Genomic DNA, 22,672 nt, shown 5'->3' on the forward strand with positions numbered 1-22,672 from the left:
ACCCTCCACCTCGTGGTTCCGGTTTCCGCGCACAGGTGGAGCCGACGATAGCAATTCGCTCTGACCGAATGGGGTTCCGACGCGCGGTCCCGGCCGATTACCGGAATCCGAGGTGAGTGTGGCCGCGCAGGTGATGCGCGCTGCGGACCTCAGCCCGCCCGTCGCGCCCGCAGGACGAGATCCTTGATCTGATGGCCGGCGGCGGGCCGGTTGCGATCACGCCGGTCCTCGACCTCGATGGTCCATTCGTCGCCGAGGAGCCCCGCGATTTCGGACGGCTGATAGAAGTCGTACGGGTCGAAACCATGCGGATTCTCTTCGCGCGGCGGGAATTCGGTGGGGTCGTGCGAGACGAACAGCAGCGTCCCCTCCGGAGCCACGGCTTCGAGCAGTCCGCGCACGGTGGCGTGGTCCGATTGGTGGGCGATCGGGAAGTAGTGCGCCGAGACCAGATCGAACGAACCCGCCGGCATCGGCGCGACGGTGATATCGGCGCGCTGCCAGGCGATCTCCGGATGCCCGGCCCCCGCGCGGTCCAGCGCAACCTGCGAGATGTCGACGGCGGTCACCTGCCAGCCCTGCTCGGCCAGCCAGTATGCGTCCGCACCCTCACCGCAGCCGAGATCCAGGACTCGGCCGGGTGTCATCCCGGTCACTTCGGTGACGAGGGCATCGTTGGGCAACCCACTGAAGTGCTGGTCGCTGCCGCTGTACATATCGTCCCAGAATTGCTGGTCCATGCGTTTTCTCCTGATGTGGTCGAGGTGCGCTGCCCAGCATCCGGGCAAACAGCTGGCTTGACAAATTTATTTGCCATATCTGCAATAGAGGGATGGATCAGGAGTTCGGCGAAGTCATCGAGGCGATCGGCCCACGGTTGCGCGAGCTGCGCCGCCGCAACGGCACCACATTGACGGCGCTGTCCGAGGTCACCGGCATCCCGGTGAGCACGCTGTCCCGCCTGGAATCCGGTCAGCGCAAACCCAGCCTCGAACTACTGCTCCCCCTGGCCAAGGCCCATCAGGTGCCGTTGGACGAATTGGTCGACGCACCGGAGACCGGCGACCCCCGGGTGCACACCCGTCCGGTGACCCATCACGGCCAGACCTTCATCCCGTTGACCCGCAGACCGGGCGGACTACAGGCCTACAAGCAGATCCTGTCCGGCCGCGCCGCCGCCCAGCCCGATCCGCGCACCCACGAGGGTTACCACTGGCTCTACGTCCTCAACGGCAAACTGCGCTTGATCCTGGGCGACCAGGACATGATCCTCACCCCGGGCGAGGTCGCCGAATTCGACACCCACCTGCCGCACTGGTTCGGCAACGCCGACGAGCACCCCGTGGAATACCTGAGCATCTACGGCCCGCAGGGCGAGCGGTTCCACATCAAGGCCAGATATCGGCCGGAGTGATATCGACCCCGCGCCTACGCTGCGGAAATTAGAATAGTTACCGTTTCGTGATCAATGTTGTCCGTGTCGTTTCCGGATCGGCGCGCATTTCGGCGAAACATGACTCCCCGGGTTTGCAGGACCGACATATAGCTGTGGTGTATTTCCAACGCTGTTCGAGCAGTCGGTGATGTTCTCGCCGCGCAATCGGCGGTGAAAGTCGTTGTGATCCACCGGCTCTCGACCTGAGCACGGAGGACCGCAATTATGGAGTCTGTACCGATACGTCAGCGCTGTGCCGCACTGGTCCTCATGGCCGCCGCGGCCGGCGCCATTCTCGGAACAACGGCACCCGCTCGAGCTCAGCCGATAACCGTTCCCGGCCTCGGCACATTCGAACTCCCCGATCAGATCCAGTTGCCGACCGGAATCCCCGGGATCGGCATACCCGCCCCACAGATCTCCCCCGCCCCGCCGGTCGGCGATATCGCGGTCGCGGCGGCGCGCAGCAAACTCGGGGCACCCTATGTCTCCGGCGGCGCCGGGCCGAATGTTTTCGACTGCTCGGGCCTGGTGCAGTGGGCATATCAGCAGGCCGGAGTGCAGGTACCGCGCACCAGCTGGTCCCAGCTGTCCGCCGGCACCCCGGTCTCGCTCGATCAGCTGCACGTCGGCGATGTGATCTCCTACAGCGGCGGCGGCCATTCCGCGCTGTACGCCGGGGACGGTCAAGTGATCCACGCGGCGACCGACACCGTGGAGATATCCCCGCTGTCGTATTCGCCCGCGGTCGGAGCACGCCGCTTCTGACCCGGGCCGCGACGTGGTCCCGGCCGACCGGCAGCAAGCCCGAACCACAGCCTCGGGCCCACGACGCACAGGTACAGCACGGCCCCGGAACGGTTTGCGTTCCGGGGCCGGCTGCGAAAATCCGAGACGTTCGGACTTCCGACCGCGCCTCGCCCTTTCTTTGATCACGCCTTCGCCGGAGCATACGATCGGCCGGCCCATACAGCCGACCGGCAAGTTACAAACTCAGGCGGTCCTGTCAACATTTCGTGAACGGAAGGCCCGGAAACACAGAAAAGCCGTGCATTTCCCGCCCGCGGGAAAAATTACAAATGCCTATTAGTAGTTTCGACCATTACTGTGACGCCGTGTCACTCACCCCAGCAGTCGATCCCGTCTTACCGAGCAGGTCAGGACGTGGATATCGAGCCCCGGCCATACCGGCCCACATGCTCGTAGTCGCCGCGATGATATGCATTCATCTCGGCTCGGCCATGGCCAAGAATTTGATAGAAATCGCGGGCGCCCAGACAACGGTATGCCTGCGCATCGCATTCGCCGGCCTTCTCGCGATCCTCATCTGGCGCCCGTCCCTGCGGATCGACCCGCGCGCGATTCCCGGTATCGTGGCGCTCGGCGCCGCCATCGCAATGATGAACCTCTGCTTCTACGCCGCCATCGAGCACATACCACTCGGTATGGCGGTCACCATCGAATTCCTCGGCCCGCTCTGCGTCGCCCTGTTCACCTCCTGGCGCCCGAGCAACCTGATCCTGGCCGTGACCGCGGGCGCCGGAGTACTACTTCTCACCGATTCCGCCGGAACCGCCTCGTGGACCGGAATCGGCTTCGCACTGCTGTCCGGACTCGGCTGGGCCGGTTACATCGTCTTCGGTAAAGCCGTTGCCCGCTACACCCCGACCAACGACGCCCTCGCCCTCGCCCTGGGACTCGGTGCCCTGGTCACGGTCCCGGTACTGCTGACCCGCACCGAGGACCTCCCACTGGATCCCTGGTTCCTGACCGGGGCCGTCGCCGTCGCCGTACTCACCTCATTGGTCCCACACGCCATCGAACTCAACGCGCTACGCCACATGGAGGTCTCGACCTTCGGCGTCATGATGAGCATGGGACCGGCGGTCGCCGCGCTGGCCGGGCTCGCCCTGCTCGGCGAGACATTGCGGCCGCTGCAGTGGGCGGGTATCGCCGCGGTGGTCGGGGCGAGCGCGGGCGCGACCCTGCTCGCCGACCGACGCACACCGATTCCGCCCGAAACCCCTGCGGGGCCCCAGCCCGTCCGGCCGATCCCCAACGACCCAGTTCCAGCTACCTGATCTGTGGATACGGCGCGCATACCGCGTTCGGCGTCACCGACCCTCGATCGATATCGCTCCCGAGAAAGCGCTGCGGCGCGGTTTCATCAGGTGCGCGGCGCATACGGGTCGGTCAATGTCACCGGTGTGCGCGCCGTCTCCGAAACAGCTTCGGGGAAGAACGAACCGGCGACATACAATCGCGCGCGAGTGCGCCCCACCGGTTCCAGAATCCGCCTGCGGACGAGTTCACGCAGGTCACGCTGGGCCTGCTGAACACTCAGACCTTCACTCTGTTCGTACCGGCTCCGACGCACCCGACCCGACATCGCCACATCGTGCAACGCGGTGACCAGACGTTCGTCGAGCGATTCGGCGGTCGCGAACTCCGATAGCTGCTCCCATACCCGCCCGGATCGGACGAACCGCGCACGCACGGACTGCGCCTGCTGGTGGTACGCGGTCAGGTTGAACCGGACCCACTCCGATACATCCTGGCCGGGACGATATTCGCTGCCGAGACGTCGCAGCACCCGGTAGTACTCCCACGTATTACCCGGCCGGCCGAGCCATGCCTCGATCGAGCAGAACTCCGGGGCCAGCACCCCCTCCCGAGCGATCATCAGCGTCTGTAGTGAGCGCGACATCCGGCCGTTCCCGTCGGCCCACGGATGGATGGAGACAAGATGCAAATGCGCCATGGCCGCGCGAATCAGCGGATGCGTCCCGTCCGCGGTTTCGAGCCAGTCCACCAACTCCGCCATGAGCCGGGGAACCGCGTCGGCGTCCGGGGCGGTGTACGCGGCAATACTCGGGTCGCGGGCATCGGTTACATAGACCTGTCCACGCCGCCACTGCCCCGCCGGTTTGCGCGGTGAATGACGATGTCCCTGCAACATCCAATGCAGGGCATTCAGCATCTCTTTGACGTAGGTGAAGTCTTCGACGTCGTGCAAGGTCTGGATATAGGTCATCATCTGCTCATAGGCGAGCGTCTCCGCGCGGTTCTCCTCGGAGATGTCCACATCGTGCTCTCCGGCCAGGAGGTCCTCGACATCAACGGTGGCCACTTTGAAACCCTCGATGGAGTTCGAGGCCGCCACGGCATCGGCCGTGAGGAACTTCCTCTGAGGCGCTTCACGTTATTGGATCCGCTCCCACCCCCGCCGCTCCGGCCGGGAACCCAGTTCCCGGTCGCGGCTGCGGTAGACGATATAGGGCCTGGTCAGATATCCGATCGGCATCGAGAAGACGTGAACCAGCCGGGTGAACGGCCAGAATGCGAACAGGAGCCAGGCGGCGAGCGCGTGCAGCTGGAAACCGATGGGGGCGGCCAGGATCAGGTCGGTGTCCGGGCGGAAGGACAGGATCGAGCGGAACCACGGGGAGACCGTTTGCCGGTAGTCGTGGGGGTGGTTGTTCGCATTGTTGACCACCGTGGTGCCGAATCCCAGGAGCAGGGTGCCGATGAGCAGCACATACATGATCTTGTCGTTGGTGGTCGTCGCGGAGAACACCGGCCCGGTGGTGCGGCGGCGGTAGATGAGGATCGCGGCTCCCGCGAGAGTAGCGACTCCGGCCAGTATCCCGAGGATCGTCGACGCGGCGTGGTACACCCCGTCACCGATGCCGACGCTCTCGGTCCAGCCCTCCGGGATGAGCAATCCGACGATATGGCCGAGGATCACCAACAGGATCCCGTAGTGGAACAGCGGACTGCCCAGCCGCAGCAGCCGGTTCTCATAGAGCTGCGAGGAACGGGTGGTCCAGCCGAACTTGTCGTAACGGTAGCGCCAGTAGTGGCCCACCAGGAAGATCGCGATGGAAGCGTAGGGCAGTGCGACCCACAGCAGGATGTCGCCGGCGGTGAGGCTTTCGCCCGGGGCGGCGAGCGGGGTGACGTTCATCGACGCGCCTCGGTGTTGATGGCGGCGCCTCCGGCGCCGCGGGGTCGGGGCCCTATTGACCCCGGTTCTTCACTCCGGCGCTCAGTCGCCGCGCTCCTTCGCTCTGTCGCTCCAGAACCGGGGCGGGCCCCGACCGCTGAGGCAGACCGACCGGAGTAGACGGATGGTGTGCCCAGGTCTGCGGGGCCGGCTCCGCGCCGGGCCACGACTGGATCGGGGAGGTACTGGGGTGGGGTGAACGGAGCGAGGCCGACGGCTTCCTCGGGTGGACCGTCGGCGATGAGCCGGGCTACGGCGTCGTCTTCGGAGCCGGCCAGCGGAGGCAGGGTGGCGGTGACCGATTCGAGCACGTCCGCCCAGGGCGAGCCGGAGTCGCGCAGGCCCCGACGCATTACTTCCAGACCGGCCCGGTGCTCGGTGAGCAGGCGTAACCCGGTTTCGGCGTTACCGGAGGCGGCGAACTCCAGCACCACGGACAGGTGGTCGGGCAGTTCCTCGTCGGAGAGTTTCAGCCCGGCGTCGCGATACGCCTGTTTGAAACGCAGGAGGGCGACACCGCGTTTCCGGGTGTCGCCGTAGGCGAAATAGGTGAGATAGGGGCTGAACCGTTTGCGATGATCGAAGGTCGCCACGTAGTCGGCGGCGAGTTCGAAGACCGACCGGGTCCGCACCCGACCCAGGAACCGGCTGAGCGGGGCCCCGACCGGTGGAGGCAGTGTCGCCGCCACCGTGCCGAGGAGATCCATGGTGCGGCGCAGGGATTCGTCCGGGTAGCCGAGCAACAGTGACTGCACCTGCCAGGCGGCGGCACGAGCGGCCGGGTCCAGACCTTTCGCCGCCTTCATCGCTGCTCGTCCGCGTCGCCGGATCGCGGGCTGCCCTCGGGCGGGAAGAGCCCGTCGGGGACTTTTCCGTCCCAGTTGAGCAGGTTCACCCGGCCGCTTCCGCCGACACTGGTCGCGGTATCCGCGGTCTGCCGGTTGCGCAGCATCCGGAAGTTCTCCACCGCGATAGGCGAAACTCCACCCGAGCTCTCCCCGAACGGACCGGAGCCTGTCATTCCCGGGCCGCCCTCGTAGTCCAGGCTGCAATCGGTGGCGAGCTCTTCCAGCCCGTGCGCCGATTCGGTGTGCGCGGGCGGGATCACGTAGCGCTCGTCATATTTGGCCAGGGCGAGCAGCCGGAACATATCGTAGATCTGTTCCCCGGTCATACCGACCGCCGCCGCGATGCGCTCCTGGGGTTCACGGCCGAGATTGATATCGCGCATATAGCTGCGCATGGCGGCCAGCCGGCGCAGCACCGCGTTCACCGGGCCGGGATCGCCGGCGGTGAACAGTTGCGCGAGGTAGTCCACCGGAATGCGCAGTGCCTCGATGGCAGCGAAGAGATTGCCGTGATCCTCCGCGTCGTGACCGGTATCGCGGACGATATCGACCACCGGTGACAGCGGCGGGATATACCAGACCATCGGCATAGTGCGATATTCCGGATGCAGGGGCAGCGCGACCTTGTAGGTATTGATCAGCGAATAGATCGGCGAGCGGTCCGCGGCCTCCACCCAATCCCACGGAATACCCGCGCGTTCGGCCTCCCGCCGCACTTCGGGGTCGGCGGGATCGAGGAAAACCTCCCGCTGCGCTTCGTAGAGTCCCTGTTCGTCCGGTGTGGCCGCGGCTTCCAGCACCTTGTCGGCGTCGTAGAGGACCAGCCCGATATAGCGCAGCCGCCCTACGCAGGTCTCGGCGCAGACCGTCGGTAATCCGACCTCCACCCGCGGGAAACAGAAGGTACATTTCTCGGCTTTCCCGGTGCGATGGTTGAAATAGATCTTCTTGTAGGGACAACCGGAGACACACATCCGCCAGCCCCGGCAGCGGTCCTGGTCCACCAGGACGATCCCGTCCTCGGTGCGCTTGTAGATCGCGCCCGACGGACACGACGCGGCGCAGGACGGGTTCAGGCAGTGCTCGCAGATCCGCGGCAGATAGAACATGAAGGTCTGCTCGAATTCGAAACGCACCTTCTCGGTGAGTTTGCGCAGCAGCGGGTCACGATCACCGAATTCGGGTGCGCCACCGAGATCGTCGTCCCAGTTCGCCGACCATTCGATCTTCGTGTCCTCGCCCGTGATCAGCGATTTCGGCCGGGCCACCGGGGTGTGACGCTGGGCGGGTGCGGTGGTGAGGTTCTCGTAGTCGTAGGTCCAGGGTTCGTAATAGTCGCTCAGAGCGGGCAGGATCGGATTGCTGAAGATCGTGAACAATTTGCGCAACCGGCCGCCACCTTTGAGTTGCAACCTGCCCCGTCGATTCAGGTCCCACCCGCCGCGCCACCGATCCTGATCCTCATAAGTGCGCGGATATCCTTGTCCGGGCCGGGTTTCCACATTGTTGAACCACACGTATTCCACGCCCGACCGGTTCGTCCACGCCTGTTTGCAAGTGACCGAACAGGTATGACAGCCGATACATTTATCGAGATTCATCACCATCGCCATCTGTGCCATCACCCGCATCAGTAGCTCACCTCCTGGCTGCGACGGCGGATCACGGTCACCTCGTCGCGTTGATTACCGGTGGGTCCGAGATAGTTGAACGCGAAACTGAGCTGGGCGTATCCACCGATCAGATGGCTGGGTTTGACCAGCAGCCGGGTCAGCGAATTGTGGATACCGCCCCGATGCCCGGAAGTCTCACTGATCGGCACATCGATGAGCCGGTCCTGCGCGTGGTACATGTACACGGTTCCGGCCGGCATCCGATGCGAGACCACCGCCCGGGCCACCACCACACCGTTACGGTTGACCGCCTCCACCCATTCGTTGTCGGCGACACCGATCGTCGCCGCGTCCCGGGGCGAGATCCAGATATTGGGCCCACCGCGCGAGAGGCTCAGCATGAACAGGTTGTCCTGGTATTCGGAGTGGATGGACCATTTGCTGTGCGGGGTGAGATAGCGGACGGTGACCCCCAGCTCCCCCGTCGAGCCCAGTACCGGTTCCCCGAACAGCGCGGCCATGTTCAGTGGCGGCCGGTACACCGGTAGCCCCTCGCCGAGTTCGGTCATCCAATCGTGGTCGAGATAGAAATGCTGGCGGCCGGTGAGCGTATGCCAGGGTTTGCGGCGTTCGACATTGATGGTGAACGGCGAATAGCGGCGGCCGCCGGTTTCCGACCCCGACCATTCCGGCGAGGTGATCACCGGAACCGGAGCGGCCTGGGTATCGGCGAAAGTGATTTGTTTGCCCTCGTGTTCGGCGGCCAGATCGGCGAGCCGGACCCCGGTGCGCTGTTCGAGTTTCCGGAACCCCTCGGTGGCCAGGCGGCCGTTCGTGGTGCCGGACAGTGCCAGAATCGCCTCGCAGGCCTGGATACCGCGCTGTAGCGACGGCCGGCCGTCGGCCGGGCCACCGCGGATCACCCCGTTCTTGTGCCGCAGATATTCGACCTCGGGCCCGAAATCGAACGTCACGCCCTTCGTGGTGCCGCCGAGTTTCTCCGCCAGCGGGCCCAGTGCACCCATCTTCGCCGCGATCGCACCGTAATCACGTTCCACCACCACGAGTTTCGGCATGGTCACACCGGGGATGGGCTCGATATCCCCGGTCTTCCAATCCGCGACCCGGCCGTGCGGTGTGGCGAGTTCGTCGGGGGTGTCGTGCAACAGCGGGACCGCCACCACATCCTTGCGTACCCCGAGCCGCGGTCCGGCGAGTTCGCTGAACTTCGCCGCGATCGCCCGGAAGGCGTCCCAATCGGTGCGGGTCTGCCAAGGCGGCGCGATGGCGGGGTTGAACGAATGCACGAACGGATGCATATCGGTGGTGTTCAGATCGTGCTTCTCGTACCAGGTCGCCGCGGGCAGCACGATATCGGAGAACAGCGTGGTGCTGGTCATCCGGAAATCCAGGGTCAGCAGCAGATCGAGCTTGCCTCTTGGGGCGTCGGGCCGCCACACCACATCGCGCGGGCGTGCCCCGGCCGGGGTCTGTTTGGCGCGCAACGAGGATTCGGTGCCCAGGAGATGTTCGAGGAAATATTCGTTGCCCTTGGCCGAGGAACCCAGCAGGTTGGCCCGCCACACACTCAGCACCCGCGGGAAGTTCTCAGGTGCGTCGGGATCCTCGCAGGCGAAGCGCATCCGGCCGGAACGCAGTTCCGACACCACGTAACCGGCCAGCGATCCACCCTCGGCTTCGGCGGCCTCGACCAGTTCCAGCGGGTTGCGGTCGAAGGTGGGGTAGGACGGCATCCAGCCCAGCCGCGCGGATTGCGCGATCACATCGGCGGTACTCATCCCCGCCAGCTGTCCGGCACCGGGTGTGGCCGAGAGTTTGTCCGCGCCGAACCAGTCGTAGCGGAACTGGTCGGAATGCAGGTACCAGAACGCGGTCTGGATCATCTGCCGCGGCGGCCGCGACCAGTCCAGCGCCGAGGCCAGCTGCGCCCATCCGGTGACCGGACGGCATTTCTCCTGGCCCACATAGTGTGCCCAACCCCCGCCGTTCACGCCCTGACATCCGGTGAGTGTGGTCAGGGTGAGGAACGCGCGATAGATGGTGTCGGAATGGAACCAGTGGTTTGTTCCGGCGCCCATGATGATCATCGAACGGCCGTTGCTCTCCTCGGCGTTGCCCGCGAACTCGCGCGCGATCCGAAGGGCCACCGAGGCCGGTACACCGGTGATCGATTCCTGCCAGGCCGGGGTGTAGGGCTGAGAGGGGTCGTCGTAGTCGACCGGCCATTCCCCCGGCAATCCCTTCCGGTGCACGCCGAACTGCGCCAGCATCAGGTCGAACACCGTGGTGACGAGGTGGCCGTTCACCCGCCGGACCGGTATGCCGCGCAGCATCGTGGGGTCCTCACCCGCCACGGTGTCGAACCGGGGCAGCGAGACCGGTACCGCGGTTCTGCCGAACACTGTCAGTTGCGGCACCACCCCTTCGAGATCGAGATTCCAGTTCCCGATCCCGGTTTCGCCGTAGCGGTGACCGACCGAGCCGTTCGGGACGACCGGACGGCCGTCGGCGGCGAGCACCACTGTTTTGAAGGCGGCGTTCTCCACCTCGGCGTATTCGTCGAGATCGGCGGCGGTCAAGAACTTGCCCGCGACGTAGCCGTCCGCGGTCTCCTCCACCCGCACCAAGAACGGCAGATCGGTGAACTGGCGGACATAGCTCGCGAAATACGGCACTTCACGTTCGACGAAGAACTCGCGCAACACCACATGCCCCATGGCCATGGCCAGCGCGCCGTCGGTACCGGGATGCGGGGCCAGCCATTCGTCGGCGAATTTCACATTGTCGGCGTAGTCCGGGGAGACCGCGACGACCTTCTGCCCGCGATAACGCGCCTCGGTCATCCAGTGCGCGTCCGGGGTGCGGGTCACCGGCAGATTCGACCCCCACATGATCAGATATCCGGCGTCCCACCAGTCCCCCGACTCCGGGACGTCGGTCTGGTCGCCGAAGACCTGCGGGGAGGCCACCGGCAGGTCCGCGTACCAGTCGTAGAACGACAGCATCGTCCCGCCGACCAGCGAGACGAACCGGGCACCCGAGGCGTGCGACACCATCGACATCGCCGGAATCGGCGAGAATCCCGCGATCCGGTCCGGCCCGTACCGGGCGATCGTGTGGATATGGGCGGCCGCGATCATCTCGGTCGCCTCATCCCAGGTCGCCCGCACCAGACCGCCCTTACCGCGCGCGGATTTGTAGCGTCGCGCCGATTCGGGGTCCTCGACGATGGTCTCCCACGCGGTCACCGGGTCGCCGGTCGCCGCCTTCGCGGCCCGGTACATCTCCAGCAGCACACCCCGGATGTACGGATAGCGCACCCGGGTGGGCGAATAGGTGTACCAGGAGAACGCCGCGCCACGCGGGCATCCGCGCGGCTCGTATTCGGGTTTGTCCGGGCCCACCGACGGATAGTCGGTCTGCTGGGTCTCCCAGGTGATGATCCCGTCCTTGACATAGATCTTCCAGGAACACGATCCGGTGCAGTTCACTCCGTGGGTGGACCGCACCACCTTGTCGTGACTCCAGCGGTCCCGATAGAACTCGTCCGCCTGCCGACCCCCGGCCTCGAACATCGCCCGCCGATCCGGGGAGACCTCGGCGCGGGTGAAGAACCGCCGAGTGCCCACCAGCGCGTCGGTCAGTCCGTCGTCGAGCCGAGCACCACTGGAGCCACGTCGCGCGTGGGTCATAAAGCCTCCTTCGAAGCAGGTACACGCGGTCCGCGGAGACCGCAGCGAAGGCGGAGATATCGCACCGTCGCGAGGCGGGACGATCAGGTCCGGCCGTGGTCGACCTCCCGGCGTAGGACGATCACCGTGAACAGCAGCGCGACGAGGGCGATGACGGCGAGCGCCAGCAGACCCGGCCCGTAGTCGTCGGTCGTCTCGTAGACGGCGCCCATCACCAGCGGCGGCACGAAACCGCCCAGCCCACCGGCTGCCCCCACGAACCCGGTGACCGCCCCGACCTTGCCCGGGGGCGCGATCAGCGCGACAAGCGCGAAGGTGGCGCCGCTACCGGCACCGAGCGCGGCAGCCAGCGCGAGGAAGGCGATCGTCCCGATCGGCGCGAGATCGGGGGTCGCGGCCTGGACAGAGGCGGCGATCACGACGACACACAGCGTGGTCGCCAGGACTGTCGGTGCGTCGAAGCGATCCGCCAGCCAGCCACCGACAGGTCGCATGATCACCGCCAGCAGGACGAACCCGGCCATCCGGTTGGCCGCGTCGGTCTGCGACAGGTCGTAGGCCGTGCGCAGATAAGAGGGCAGGTACACGGAGAACGCCACGAAACCGCCGAACGAGACGGCGTACAGCGCCGAAGCAGCCCAGGTCGCCGGCAGGCGTACCGTCTGGTTCAGCCGGGTCGTGATGGACTCCGTGGGCGGTGTGCGGCCGGGGGCGTCACGCAACAGATACCAGGCCACGATCGCGTAGATCACCAGGGCCAGCGCACACAACAGGAAAGGTGTGGCGGTATTGCCCGCATCAACCAGGCGCACCGTGGTCAGGGCGCTGATCGCGGTACCACCCATACCCATGCCGTACACACCGATCGCCAGCCCCTGCTTCTCCGGCGGGAACCACGCGCTCACGAACGGCACACCGACCGCGAAGACCGTGCCACCCACACCGAGGAGGAAACCGCCGATCAGCAGCGTCGCCAGTGCCGAATGCCCGACCAGCCCCAGGAACAGCACCGGAAGCACGGTGATCAGCGAGACCACCGGGAACATCAGGCGCCCGCCGTAGCGGTCGGCCAGCGCGCCGACCGGGATCCGCCCCAGCGAACCCACGATCACCGGAACGGCGACCACGAGCGCCTCCTGGAAGGAGTTCAGTCCGAGTTCGTCGCGCAACCGCGGCGCCAGCGGGCTGAGCAGCGCCCACGCCCAGAAGTTGAGCGCGAACCCCACCGTGGCCAGGATCAGCATCAGGCTGCGCCCGCCGGTCACGGCACGGTCGCCGGCCGTGCCGCGGCCGAGGTTGCGCGGAGTCGAAGAGGCCACCATCACTCCCGGTGAGATCGGTCCGGCTGAGCTCTCGCGCCCGTCGGACACCTGGTCCACGCCAACCCGCTCGAACGGGCGATTCGATCATCGAACGCGGCCGGGAAGATGTAACCCTCCCGAACCGCCGTGGTGCGATATCACGGACTCACGGCCTGCTGCCGCCATTGTGCCTCTACGGCGCCCGACTTCCGGTCCACCCGGGATTCCGGGAGTTTCGTGATATCAGTGCGCGTTCACCTGGTGACCGGCGGGACAGGCTGCGATCTGTTGTGGGCCTAGGCTCGACCGGTGGATATCGACTGGCCCGAGCTGCGCGCCCGCAGCCTGCTCACCGAGGACGAGGCGATTCTGGCCCTGAACAAACCGGCCGGGATCTCGGTCACCGGGGAGCGCCACGACAGCGATATCGTGGCGGCCGCCGAGGAACACGGCGAAAAGCTGTACCCGGTACACCGGATCGACAAGGTGACCTCGGGCCTGATCCTCTTCGCCCGAGAACTGGCCGCCCACGGTCCGCTGACCCGCCAGTTCAACAAGCAGACCGCCGAGAAGGTCTACCTCGCGATCGTCGACTCCGGCTCCCCCGCACTCCCCGACACCGGCACCATCGAACTTCCCCTCAGCGTGGGCCGCAAGAACCGTGTCCGGGTCGCCGCCCCCCGCGAAACCATCCGGCGCGACGACGATCGCTGGTCCGTCGCCGAGTCGGACCTGCTGAACACCAAGAACTATCCCTCGACCACCGAATTCACCGTGCTGGCCCGCCACCCCGCCCGCACCGTCGTAGCGTTGCGCCCGATCACCGGCCGCCGCCACCAGCTGCGCGTACACCTGGCCTGGATCGGCCACCCGATCCTGGGCGATCCCCTGTTCGACCGCTCCGGGGCCGAGGTGCGCACTCATCTGCACTCCTGGCGGCTGACCCTGTCCGCCGACTGGCGCCCCGACGGCCGGCTGTCCCTGGAAGCCCCACCCGGTGACGACTTCTGGTCGCCGTTACCGGTCCCACCGCCGGCGCTACCCGAACCCGGGTGACCTCGCGGATTCCGTGGACCCCGGATAGCCACGCGACCGCGGCCACACCTCGCCCAGCGCACGCCGCCGGTGGCCTCCCTCATACCCGTAACATTTCTGCCGGTCTCCTCCCCTAAGCTGGCTGATGGACCCAGCACCGACCGGGACCCACACGGTGTCGAGTCCTACGAGACCCTTGGAAGGGTCGAGGCGCGCCCGAGGCGCGCAGTCGGACACAGGAGGCCCGATGATCCTGGTGGCCCAGGTCAGCGATACACATTTCGATCTCGGTACCCGCAACGTGGAACGTGCGCAACGGGTCATGGCCTATCTCGCGGATCTGCGGCGGCGCCCCGATGTGATCGTGGTGACCGGCGATATCACCGAAGCCGGGAAGCCCGAGCAGTATGCCGAGGCCCGGTCGGCGCTCCAGGCCGATCTGCCGGTTCTCGCGATTCCGGGTAATCACGACGACCGCGCCGCGTTCCGTGAGGTGCTGCTGGGAGTTCCCCCGACCGACGACCCCATCAATCATGTGCACCGGGTCGGTGGCCTGACGTCGATCTTGCTGGACTCCAGTGTCCCCGGTCGGTCGGCCGGGCGGCTGACCGACAATACCTACGACTGGTTGCACAACGCACTCGCCGAAACCCCTCCCGACGATGCTGTTCTTTTGGCGCTGCATCATCCGCCGGTTTTCCTGCACAGCCCGGTCGTGGATTCCATCGCCCTGGCCGGCCCGGAGCGGCTGGCCGCGGTGGTCGCCGCGGACGAGCGGATCATCGGAATCCTGGCCGGACACGCGCATACCGCCGCGGTCGCCACGTTCGCCGGCCGCCCGCTGCTCATGGGGCCGAGTACCGCGTCGGTGCTGGGCGGTGAATGGGAGTTGGCGCCACCCGAGCGGGTGATGGACTACGCGCCGGATCCGGCGGTCGCACTGCATGTGGTCGACGACAACCACCGGCTGATCACGCATTTCCGTTCGGTCCCGATGGGCGGCTGGATCGGAACCCCGTACTGATCGCCGGTCAGTACCGGCCGGCGCGGGTGCGGCGGTAGGCGGCGGGGGTGCCGCCGGTCCAGCGCCGGAACGCGTAGATGAAGGTCGAGGCCTCCGCGTAGCCGAGCCGGATCGCCACATCGCTCACCGACAGCGGTGTGGTGGTCAGCATCTCCTCGGCCAGGGCTTGGCGTACCTCGTCGAGCAACGCACGGTAGCTCGTACCGGCCGCGTCGAGGTGGCGGCGCAGGGTGCGGGTGCTCAGGTTCAGATCGGCGGCCACCGTATCGATACCGGGTGGCGCGGCGAGGCCGTCCATACCGCCACGGGGCACCAGCCGGGCCCGGACCTCCGCGGCGATCCCGGTCCGCGCCCGCCGCCGGTGCACCAGGTCCCGGCACTGGGCCAGACAGATGGCGAGGGTGTGCTCGTTGGCCTGTGGTAGCGGCTGATCGAGGATCGACGGATCGATCGCCACCAGGTTGTGCGGTTGCCCGAATCGCGGCCGGGCCACGGTCACCTGGGCGATCAGGTCGGCGTAGGACGGCTCGGGGAATCGGAATTCGGCGCGCAACAAGGCCAGATGGCGACCGAGCAGATCGCTCATCACCTGGTGCATGGCCGTCACGTCCCGTTCGACCAGGAACTGACGGACATCGGCGGGCACCGATTCGTCATGGATGCGGCCGATGAATTCACCGTCCTCCCACTGGGTCACCGGTAGGCAGAAGGTGAAACTCAGTTCGAGGTAGCGCAGGGCGAAATCGATGGCCTCGGCCAGTGTCGGGCTGCTGACGCAGGCGAACCCGAAGATCCCGAAGGTGGTGATCCGATAGCGCCGGCCCACCTCGACTCCCATTCCGGGACGGTCCAGTTCGCGGACCAGGTTGCGGACCACCGCGAGTTCGGTGTGCGCGTCGATCTGAGCGTCCGGATCGTGCAGCCGGGCTTCGGTGAGGTCGGTACCGCGCAGCAGCGCCGATAGGGGGACTCCGTGCTCGGCGCCGTATGCGGCCATGAGCGCGACACTGGCGACTCCACGCGGGAAGTCCCAGTCCCGAATCGACGGACTCTGCACCATGCCGACATTATGGCCGAATATCTCGATTGAGAGTTATGGGGTCACCAGGAGAGCTCAGCGCAGCGTCGGGCGGTATCGGTGGTCTCGACCTGCAGGGTCGCGTGCTGGATATGGAATCGCTCGGCCAGCAGCCGCTGGGCCGCGCGCAGGATCTCGTCCCCGGAGTCCGTGCCCGTGGTGGTGATATGGGCCGAGGCGACCTCCATGCCCGAGGTCAGAGTCCAGACGTGCAGATCGTGGACATCGCGGACCCCGGGGACGGCGGCCAGTTCGTCCGCCACCCGCTCGACATCGAGTTCTTCGGGACTGTGCTGGAACAGGATGCGCAGCGATCGCCGCGCCAGCAGATAGGTGCGGGGCAGTACCCAGAGGCCGATAGCGACGCCGACGATCATATCCGCGTAGAGCCAGCCGGTGGTCAACGTGATCGCGGCGGACACCAGGACACCGAACGAACCGACCATATCGGCCAGCACCTCGAGATAGGCCCCGCGCACATTGAGGCTCTCCTCGGCGCCCCGGCGCAGCAGCAGGAAGGCCGTGATATTGGCCACCAGGCCGATCGCACCGGCGGCCAGTACCGGGCCGCCGGGTACCTCCGGCGGCTCGCCGAACCGGCGCAACGCTTCGACCAACACATATCCAGCGACCGCGAACAGCAGCACGGCATTGGCCAGCGCGGCGATCACCTCGGCGCGGTAGTAGCCGAAAGTACGGGTGTAGCTGGGGCGGGTATTTCGGGCCAGCATGATCGCCGACAGCGCCATGGCGATTCCCACGACGTCGGTGAGCATATGAGCGGCATCCGACAGCAGCGCCAGCGAACCGGTGGTCAGGGCGACCACCAGCTCGATCAGCATGAATCCCATGCCGATGGCCAGTGCCAGAGCCAGCCGGCCGACATACTTCCCGGAGGCGCTCTCCGGTGATACGTGATGCGTATGATCATGTCCCACCCGACAAACATATGCGTCAATGCGCATGCTTGCAATACCTTCGATTCGCGCCCACCCGCCCGGCTGGCAGACTTGAGTTCGTGAGTGACCAGTCCGCAGCCACCCGCCCCGGCGAACCGGACCGAGGCCCCGGCGCAACCGCGCCCGGCGCGCCCGAGCCCGGGCCCGCGCTGGGTCCGATCGAGCCCGGCACCGCGCTGCGCCCGATCGAGCCCGGCACCGCGCTGCGCCCGATCGAGCCCGGCACCGCGCTGCGTTCAATCGAGCCCGGCACCGCGCTGCGCCCGATCGAGCTCGCCACCGCGGCGGTACTGGGCGGTGTCACCGTCGGCCTGGTGACCATCGGCACCATCGTGCCCTTCGCCGCCGCGCTCCAGCTCGTCGCGGCGGTGCCCATGGGCTTGCTCGCCCACCGCTACCGCTTCCGGGCCGTATTCACCGCCGCGGTATCGGCCGCCTTGGTCAGCTTCGTGGCAGCCGGGCTCGCCGCCGCCATGGCGATGGTTGCGACCGCCACCATCGGCGGCATCGTCGGCACCGTCAAACGCCGCCACGGCGGCATCATCGCCGTCACCGGCCTGTCGATTCTCGCGGGCGTCGCCTGGGGGGCGTTCTCGATCGGATTCCTGCTCGCCTTCTCCGCGACCCGCAACCTGCTCTTCGACACCATCCGCAACACCGCGACCGGATTGAACGAGCTCACCTCCCGCCAGCGCCAGCTGGAGCCGCTGGGCCGCGGCGTCCTGCACCTCACCGATGTGGTGCTGCAGTGGTGGTGGCTCTACATCGGCGGCACGGTCCTGATCGGGACAGTGGTCACCGCACTGGTGTCCTGGTTCGTTCTCGGTTCCGTTCTGGACCGGCTCAGCTGGCTACCCGGCACCGACCGGCTCGACGCACCCGCCGACCACCGCCCCATCGCCCCCCTGCCGGTGACCTTGCACGCCGCCGGATACCGGTATCCCGGCGCCCAGACGGAGGCGCTGACCGGTATCGACCTGCGGGTCGGGGTCGGCGAATTCGTCGCGGTGGTCGGGCACAACGGATCGGGGAAATCGACCCTCACCCGGCTGCTCGCCGGGCTCCCGCCCAGTAGCGGCTCCGTCGACCGGCCCGGTTCGGCCGGTCTCGGCCACCTCGGTGGAACAGCGCTGGTCCTCCAGCGGCCGGAGAGCCAGACCCTGGGCGTACTGGTCGCCGACGATGTCGTCTGGGGGCTGCCCGCCGCGCTCGCGGCCGAGGTGGATATCGACGCCCTGCTGCACGAAGTCGGACTGGACGGGATGGGCGGCCGGGAAACCGCGACCCTGTCCGGCGGTCAGCAGCAGCGGTTGGCGGTCGCGGCCGCGCTGGCCCGCAGACCGGCCTTGCTCATCGCCGACGAAGCCACCTCGATGATCGACCCCGAGGGGCGCACCGAACTGGTGGCCCTGCTGGCCGGGCTGCCGAAGCGGCATGCCATGGCAGTGCTGCTGGTGACCCATCACGAGGCAGACGCCGGTGCCGCCGACCGTGTGGTGCACCTGGCCGGGGGCCGGATGGTCGACCATCTACCGGCCTGGCCGAAACCGGCCCGAGCGCGACGCCGCCGCCCCATGGGCGACACGCTGCTCGAACTGCGCGGGGTCCGGCACACCTACAACCGCGGCACACCGTGGGAGGCGCCCGCCCTGCACGGGGTCGATCTGTCGGTGCGGCGCGGAGAGGCGCTGCTGGTCGTCGGCGGGAACGGATCCGGGAAATCGACGCTCGCCTGGATCATGGCCGGGCTCATCGCGCCCAGCACCGGCCGCTGCGAATTGGCGGGCAAACCGGTCAGCAAACAGATCGGCCGGGTGGAACTGGCCTTCCAGCATTCACGGCTGCAGTTGCAGCGGCAGACCGTGGGCGAGGAGGTCGCCGACTGGGGTGGTGAGGGCACCGGTTCCGGGACCGTGGGCAAAGCTCTCGACGCCGTCGGCCTGGACCGCGCGCTGACCACCCGGTCCATCGAAGAACTCAGTGGCGGGCAGGCGAAACGAGTGGTGCTGGCGGCCATCGTCGCCGCGCACCCGCAGGTGGTGGTGCTGGACGAACCACTGGCCGGACTGGACCCCGAGGGTCGCGCCGATATCGTCGAACTGCTGGCACGCCTGCGTGACTCGGGTCTCACGTTGATCGTCATCTCACACGATGTCGAGGATGTGGCCACCATCTGCGACCGCACCGTCCACCTACGCGCGGGCCGGATCCCGGAGACCGAGTCCGCACCGGTCCCCGTTCCCGGAACCGAATCCGATACCGCGCCCATTCCGCCTGCCCATCCGCCCGGCCCGGCGCACCAACCCGCGCCGGGGCAGCCCGCCTGGCGGCTGCGCGGCGGCGATGCGCACGGTATCGACAACGGGGGTGCGCGATGAGCACTGTGCTGCTACGCCGGGTCCCGGTGACCAGCCCGGTCCACAATCTGTGGGCCGGGACCAAGATGATCGCCACGTTCCTGATCAGTCTGCTGCTGATGATCCTGCCGAGCTGGCCGATCCTCGGCATCATGATCGTGTTCCTGATCGCGATCGGCATCGTGGCACGGTTGCCGCTCGGAGTACTGCCCCGCCTGCCGTTCCTGTTCTGGCTGCTGATCGGAGCGGGTGCGCTGATCAATGTGCCCGTCGGCGGCACCGCCGTACTGCGCTACACACAAGTGGTCGTGTTCGGACTGATCCTGGTGGCCGCGTCCATGCTCGTCGCGTGGACCACCCCCATGAGCGAAATCGCTCCCGCGCTGGCCACTCTCGGCCGCCCACTACGCAAACTACGGGTCCCCGTGGATGAGCTCGCGGTCGTGGTCGCCCTGACCCTGCGCGGACTCCCGCTACTGCTGGAGGAGATTCGTATCCTGCGCGCCGCCCGCCGGCTACGCCCCAAACCCGATCTGCTGCATCGCACCACCGATCCGGTGATCGATATCCTCACCGCCGCCATGGCGGTATCCACCAGGCGTGCCGGGGAACTGGGTGAGGCGATCACCGCACGCGGCGGGACCGGTCAGCTCACCGCACGCCCGGCCGGCCCCGGCCGCAACGACGCCTTCGCGCTGGCCGTGGTGACAGTGGTATGCGCCTCGGCAGTGACCCTGGAGATCCTGCTGTAAGAGGCCGGAGCCACAGATCCGCACAAAGGCCGAGCCATCCGGCGCCCCGCTACTTCTTCTGGTCGCGTACCGCTTTCCGGGCCGCTTCCTGCGCCTTGTCCACCTGCCCGGCGTATTTGCCGCCCGTCTTCTTGTCGACCGCGTCGCCGACCTTTTCGATCAGCGGATCCACCTTGTCCGCGTTTTTACGTGCCAAACCCAATGCCTTGTTCGCCAGGCCCTTGAAATCCATCGTCTGCTCCTTGTTCGGACTCGCTCGAACATCACAGTACCCAGCGAATTCCGGACACGAGGCGCAGCACCGACGGCGACGGTGCTCACAGTTCGCCCAGCCACACCGGATGCCAGAACCGACCGGTGTCGGTCCAATCCATGTACCGGACAGTTCCTTCCACTTTCGGCGTCACCCAGATGGTGTCGCGGCGTTCGTCGGCGGACATGTCGTTGACGAACGGGCTCGTCTTCCGTTCCAGCCGGTGCAGCCGCGCGGCCAGCTCGCGCATACCCGCATCGCCGAACCCCGTACCGACCCGACCCGCGTACACCAGACCATCTTCGGCCGGAATCCCCACCAGTAGTGACGCGAACGGGCGGGCACGGCTGCGCCGCATACCGCCCACCACGACCCGCTGGGTCCGCCAGTTGCGCTGCTTCACCCAGGCGCGTCCTCGGGTTCCGGGCAGGTACACCGAATCCAGCCGCTTGGCGACGACTCCCTCCACCCCGTCCTGTTCGCTGCGCCGCACCGCGTCCGCACCGCTGCCCTCGTACGGCGCCGGTACTCGGAGCGCGGGCGCGGTCGCGGCGAGCGCTTCGAGAACCCGGCGGCGATCCCGGTAGCGTTTGCGCAGTAGCGAGGTGCCGTCGAGGTAGAGCAGATCGAACGCCACGAATTCCGCGCGGCGCGGATTCGCCTTCAACAGTGCGATGTTCACCGCGCCGTCCGGATCGCGCACGATGATCTCCCCGTCCAGCACGACCTGATGGCTTTTCAGGTCGGCGGCCAGTTCGGCGAGCTGCGGGTAGCGCGCGGTGACATCATTGCCCGCCCGACTGCGCAAACGGAGCTCACCGGAGTCGATCTCGACGATGAGCCGGAAGCCGTCCCATTTGCGTTCGAACACCCACTCCGATTCCGGGAGTCCGGCCACCTCGCCGCTGCCGGCCAGCATGGGCGGCACTCCGCGGGGCAGCTCGGCCGCGGGGGCGGGCTGGTCCTTCATCAGATGCATGAGCCACTGATCGCCCTCGGTGCGGATCAGCACGTACCGTCCGTTCAGCCGGTTACCGCGCAGTACCACGATCACCTCGTCATCCCGCCATTTCTCGGTGCGGTAGGTGCCGGCGTCCCAGATCGACATCTCGCCGCCGCCGTACTCACCCGCCGGGATGGTGCCGTGGAAATCCAGGTATTCCAGTGGATGGTCCTCGGTGTGCACAGCGAGCCGGTTCTGGCGCGGACTGTCCGGTGGCCCCTTGGGGACCGCCCAGGAGACCAGGACACCCGCGCGTTCCAGCCGGACATCCCAGTGCAGGCGGCGGGCATGGTGTTCGTGGACGACGAACCGGTCGCCGGTACCGGGCTGTGGTGTCGCGGCGGGTACGGGTTCGGGGGTCCGCGCCGGATCCCGCATCGACCGGTATTTCGTCAGGGCATCGTCGAGCGGCGGGTCCAGGCCCGCGAGCAGATCGCCGTCGGACCGGTACCGGCGCAGTACCTCGTCGAAACGCAGCTGTCGCAGGCCCGCGCCGTCCTCGATCTCGTCCCAGCTACGCGGCGCCGCGGCGTTCGGTTCCGGGCGGCCACGTAGTGAATACGGCGCGATCGTGGTCTTCGACGGATTGTTCTGGCTCCAGTCCAGGAACACCTTGCCGGTGCGGACCTTCTTCGCCATGGTGGCAGTTACCAGTTCGGGCAGCAGTTTCTCCAGATTCTCCGCCACCTGCTTGGCCACCGTGGACGCCCCGCCCGGGCTCAGCGCCCGATCCAACGGAACGTAGAGGTGAATACCTTTGCTTCCGCTGGTGAGTGGGTAGGCGCGCATCCCGATCTCGGCGACCATATCCCGGATACCGACCGCCACCCGCGCGCATTCGGGCAGCCCGGCACCCGGGCCGGGGTCCAGGTCGAACACCAGCCGGGTCGCCGGGCCTCGCTCGTCACCGTCGAAGCGCCACTGCGGCACGTGGATCTCCAGCGCCGCCTGCTGGCCCAGCCAGACCAGTCCGGCCTGGGAGGATATGACGGGGTAGGTCACCTCGCGATCGGAATGCCGCTGGGTGCGGCGCGGCACCCAGGAGGGGGTTCCCGCGGCGAGGTTCTTCTCGAAGAACGAGGGCGCGGCGACACCGTCGGGCCAGCGTTTACGGGTGACCGGGCGGTCGGCCAGGTGGGGCAGCATGGCCGGGGCGATATCGGCGTAGTACTCGATCACCTCGCCCTTGGTGGTCCCGGTCTCCGGATACAGCACCTTGTCCGGGTTGCTCAGCCGGACTTCGATTTCCGGCTGCCCGGGCTCACCTCCGAAATTCCGGCGCACCCCGGATCACA

The 22,672-nt window shown here is 67.1% G+C and carries 18 protein-coding genes; 7 read left to right on the forward strand and 11 right to left on the reverse strand.

The window, feature by feature from the left end; genetic code table 11:
• Nucleotides 1-149: 149 nt before the first annotated feature.
• Nucleotides 150-740 carry a class I SAM-dependent methyltransferase gene (locus tag OG405_RS22765; RefSeq protein WP_327148495.1) on the reverse strand — a complete coding sequence of 197 codons (591 nt, stop codon included), beginning with the start codon at nt 738-740 and terminating at the stop codon, nt 150-152.
• A 92-nt stretch (nt 741-832) separates the two neighbouring features.
• Here OG405_RS22765 and OG405_RS22770 point away from each other — a divergent pair, with 92 nt between their 5' ends.
• From OG405_RS22770 to OG405_RS22780, 3 genes are all read left to right on the forward strand, one after another.
• A complete protein-coding gene (locus OG405_RS22770; RefSeq protein ID WP_327148496.1) occupies nt 833-1,414 on the forward strand; it encodes a helix-turn-helix domain-containing protein in 582 nt (193 codons plus the stop codon).
• Between the two features lie 246 nt (nt 1,415-1,660).
• Entirely contained in the window at nt 1,661-2,203 is a 543-nt protein-coding gene (locus OG405_RS22775; protein ID WP_327148497.1) for a C40 family peptidase, read from the forward strand.
• Nucleotides 2,204-2,676: 473 nt separating this feature from the next.
• A complete protein-coding gene (locus tag OG405_RS22780) occupies nt 2,677-3,516 on the forward strand; it encodes an EamA family transporter (protein ID WP_327148498.1) in 840 nt (279 codons plus the stop codon).
• An 86-nt stretch (nt 3,517-3,602) separates the two neighbouring features.
• On the opposite strand, the gene OG405_RS22785 is transcribed toward OG405_RS22780, so the two are convergent.
• From OG405_RS22785 to OG405_RS22810, 6 genes are all read right to left on the reverse strand, one after another.
• Nucleotides 3,603-4,565: a Fic family protein gene (locus OG405_RS22785; RefSeq protein ID WP_327148499.1), complete on the reverse strand. Its 963-nt coding sequence runs from the start codon at nt 4,563-4,565 to the stop codon at nt 3,603-3,605.
• A gap of 72 nt (nt 4,566-4,637) precedes the next feature.
• Entirely contained in the window at nt 4,638-5,402 is a 765-nt protein-coding gene (gene narI, locus OG405_RS22790; protein ID WP_327148500.1) for a respiratory nitrate reductase subunit gamma, read from the reverse strand.
• Nucleotides 5,399-6,247 carry a nitrate reductase molybdenum cofactor assembly chaperone gene (narJ, locus tag OG405_RS22795; protein WP_327148501.1) on the reverse strand — a complete coding sequence of 283 codons (849 nt, stop codon included), beginning with the start codon at nt 6,245-6,247 and terminating at the stop codon, nt 5,399-5,401. The genes narI and narJ overlap by 4 nt, the downstream gene beginning before the upstream one ends.
• Nucleotides 6,244-7,920 (reverse strand): nitrate reductase subunit beta, encoded by a 1,677-nt coding sequence (gene narH / locus OG405_RS22800; protein WP_327148502.1) that lies wholly within the window; start codon nt 7,918-7,920, stop codon nt 6,244-6,246. Before narH ends, narJ begins: the two co-directional genes overlap by 4 nt.
• On the reverse strand, nt 7,920-11,615 hold the full coding sequence (locus OG405_RS22805) for a nitrate reductase subunit alpha (RefSeq protein WP_327148503.1): 3,696 nt from the start codon (nt 11,613-11,615) through the stop codon (nt 7,920-7,922). Before OG405_RS22805 ends, narH begins: the two co-directional genes overlap by 1 nt.
• 83 nt (nt 11,616-11,698) lie before the next feature.
• On the reverse strand, nt 11,699-12,937 hold the full coding sequence (locus OG405_RS22810) for a nitrate/nitrite transporter (RefSeq protein WP_327148504.1): 1,239 nt from the start codon (nt 12,935-12,937) through the stop codon (nt 11,699-11,701).
• A 288-nt stretch (nt 12,938-13,225) separates the two neighbouring features.
• On the opposite strand from OG405_RS22810, the gene OG405_RS22815 reads away from it, so the two are divergent.
• Both OG405_RS22815 and OG405_RS22820 read left to right on the forward strand, forming a co-directional pair.
• A complete protein-coding gene (locus OG405_RS22815; RefSeq protein ID WP_327148505.1) occupies nt 13,226-13,972 on the forward strand; it encodes an RluA family pseudouridine synthase in 747 nt (248 codons plus the stop codon).
• A gap of 226 nt (nt 13,973-14,198) precedes the next feature.
• On the forward strand, nt 14,199-14,975 hold the full coding sequence (locus OG405_RS22820; RefSeq protein ID WP_327148506.1) for a metallophosphoesterase: 777 nt from the start codon (nt 14,199-14,201) through the stop codon (nt 14,973-14,975).
• Nucleotides 14,976-14,982: 7 nt separating this feature from the next.
• Here OG405_RS22820 and OG405_RS22825 read toward each other — a convergent pair whose 3' ends face one another.
• The gene (locus tag OG405_RS22825) at nt 14,983-16,035 is read right to left on the reverse strand and encodes an AraC family transcriptional regulator (protein ID WP_327148507.1); all 1,053 of its coding nucleotides are present in this window, start codon (nt 16,033-16,035) and stop codon (nt 14,983-14,985) included.
• A gap of 41 nt (nt 16,036-16,076) precedes the next feature.
• Nucleotides 16,077-16,991: a cation diffusion facilitator family transporter gene (locus OG405_RS22830; protein WP_442790593.1), complete on the reverse strand. Its 915-nt coding sequence runs from the start codon at nt 16,989-16,991 to the stop codon at nt 16,077-16,079.
• 251 nt (nt 16,992-17,242) lie between these two features.
• Here OG405_RS22830 and OG405_RS22835 point away from each other — a divergent pair, with 251 nt between their 5' ends.
• Nucleotides 17,243-19,390 (forward strand): ATP-binding cassette domain-containing protein, encoded by a 2,148-nt coding sequence (locus tag OG405_RS22835; RefSeq protein ID WP_327152451.1) that lies wholly within the window; start codon nt 17,243-17,245, stop codon nt 19,388-19,390.
• Complete coding sequence (locus OG405_RS22840; protein WP_327148508.1) at nt 19,387-20,121, forward strand: energy-coupling factor transporter transmembrane protein EcfT; 735 nt, start codon at nt 19,387-19,389, stop codon at nt 20,119-20,121. Before OG405_RS22835 ends, OG405_RS22840 begins: the two co-directional genes overlap by 4 nt.
• A gap of 49 nt (nt 20,122-20,170) precedes the next feature.
• Here OG405_RS22840 and OG405_RS22845 read toward each other — a convergent pair whose 3' ends face one another.
• On the reverse strand, nt 20,171-20,353 hold the full coding sequence (locus OG405_RS22845) for an antitoxin (protein WP_058853851.1): 183 nt from the start codon (nt 20,351-20,353) through the stop codon (nt 20,171-20,173).
• Between the two features lie 85 nt (nt 20,354-20,438).
• Nucleotides 20,439-22,661 (reverse strand): ATP-dependent DNA ligase, encoded by a 2,223-nt coding sequence (locus OG405_RS22850; RefSeq protein WP_327148509.1) that lies wholly within the window; start codon nt 22,659-22,661, stop codon nt 20,439-20,441.
• Nucleotides 22,662-22,672: the final 11 nt, after the last annotated feature.

It is taken from the genome of Nocardia sp. NBC_01329, assembly GCF_035956715.1.
In the GTDB taxonomy this organism is placed as follows: Bacteria; Actinomycetota; Actinomycetes; order Mycobacteriales; family Mycobacteriaceae; genus Nocardia.

Excerpts from the sequence above, each read along its gene's own strand:
- OG405_RS22765 (WP_327148495.1), bottom strand. The coding sequence starts at position 740 with ATGGACCAGCAATTCTGGGACGATATGTACAGCGGCAGCGACCAGCAC.
- OG405_RS22770 (WP_327148496.1), top strand. The coding sequence starts at position 833 with ATGGATCAGGAGTTCGGCGAAGTCATCGAGGCGATCGGCCCACGGTTG.
- OG405_RS22775 (WP_327148497.1), top strand. The coding sequence starts at position 1,661 with ATGGAGTCTGTACCGATACGTCAGCGCTGTGCCGCACTGGTCCTCATG.
- OG405_RS22780 (WP_327148498.1), top strand. The coding sequence starts at position 2,677 with ATGGCCAAGAATTTGATAGAAATCGCGGGCGCCCAGACAACGGTATGC.
- narI (WP_327148500.1), bottom strand. The coding sequence starts at position 5,402 with ATGAACGTCACCCCGCTCGCCGCCCCGGGCGAAAGCCTCACCGCCGGC.
- narJ (WP_327148501.1), bottom strand. The coding sequence starts at position 6,247 with ATGAAGGCGGCGAAAGGTCTGGACCCGGCCGCTCGTGCCGCCGCCTGG.
- narH (WP_327148502.1), bottom strand. The coding sequence starts at position 7,920 with ATGCGGGTGATGGCACAGATGGCGATGGTGATGAATCTCGATAAATGT.
- OG405_RS22805 (WP_327148503.1), bottom strand. The coding sequence starts at position 11,615 with ATGACCCACGCGCGACGTGGCTCCAGTGGTGCTCGGCTCGACGACGGA.
- OG405_RS22810 (WP_327148504.1), bottom strand. The coding sequence starts at position 12,937 with ATGGTGGCCTCTTCGACTCCGCGCAACCTCGGCCGCGGCACGGCCGGC.
- OG405_RS22820 (WP_327148506.1), top strand. The coding sequence starts at position 14,199 with ATGATCCTGGTGGCCCAGGTCAGCGATACACATTTCGATCTCGGTACC.
- OG405_RS22825 (WP_327148507.1), bottom strand. The coding sequence starts at position 16,035 with ATGGTGCAGAGTCCGTCGATTCGGGACTGGGACTTCCCGCGTGGAGTC.
- OG405_RS22840 (WP_327148508.1), top strand. The coding sequence starts at position 19,387 with ATGAGCACTGTGCTGCTACGCCGGGTCCCGGTGACCAGCCCGGTCCAC.
- OG405_RS22845 (WP_058853851.1), bottom strand. The coding sequence starts at position 20,353 with ATGGATTTCAAGGGCCTGGCGAACAAGGCATTGGGTTTGGCACGTAAA.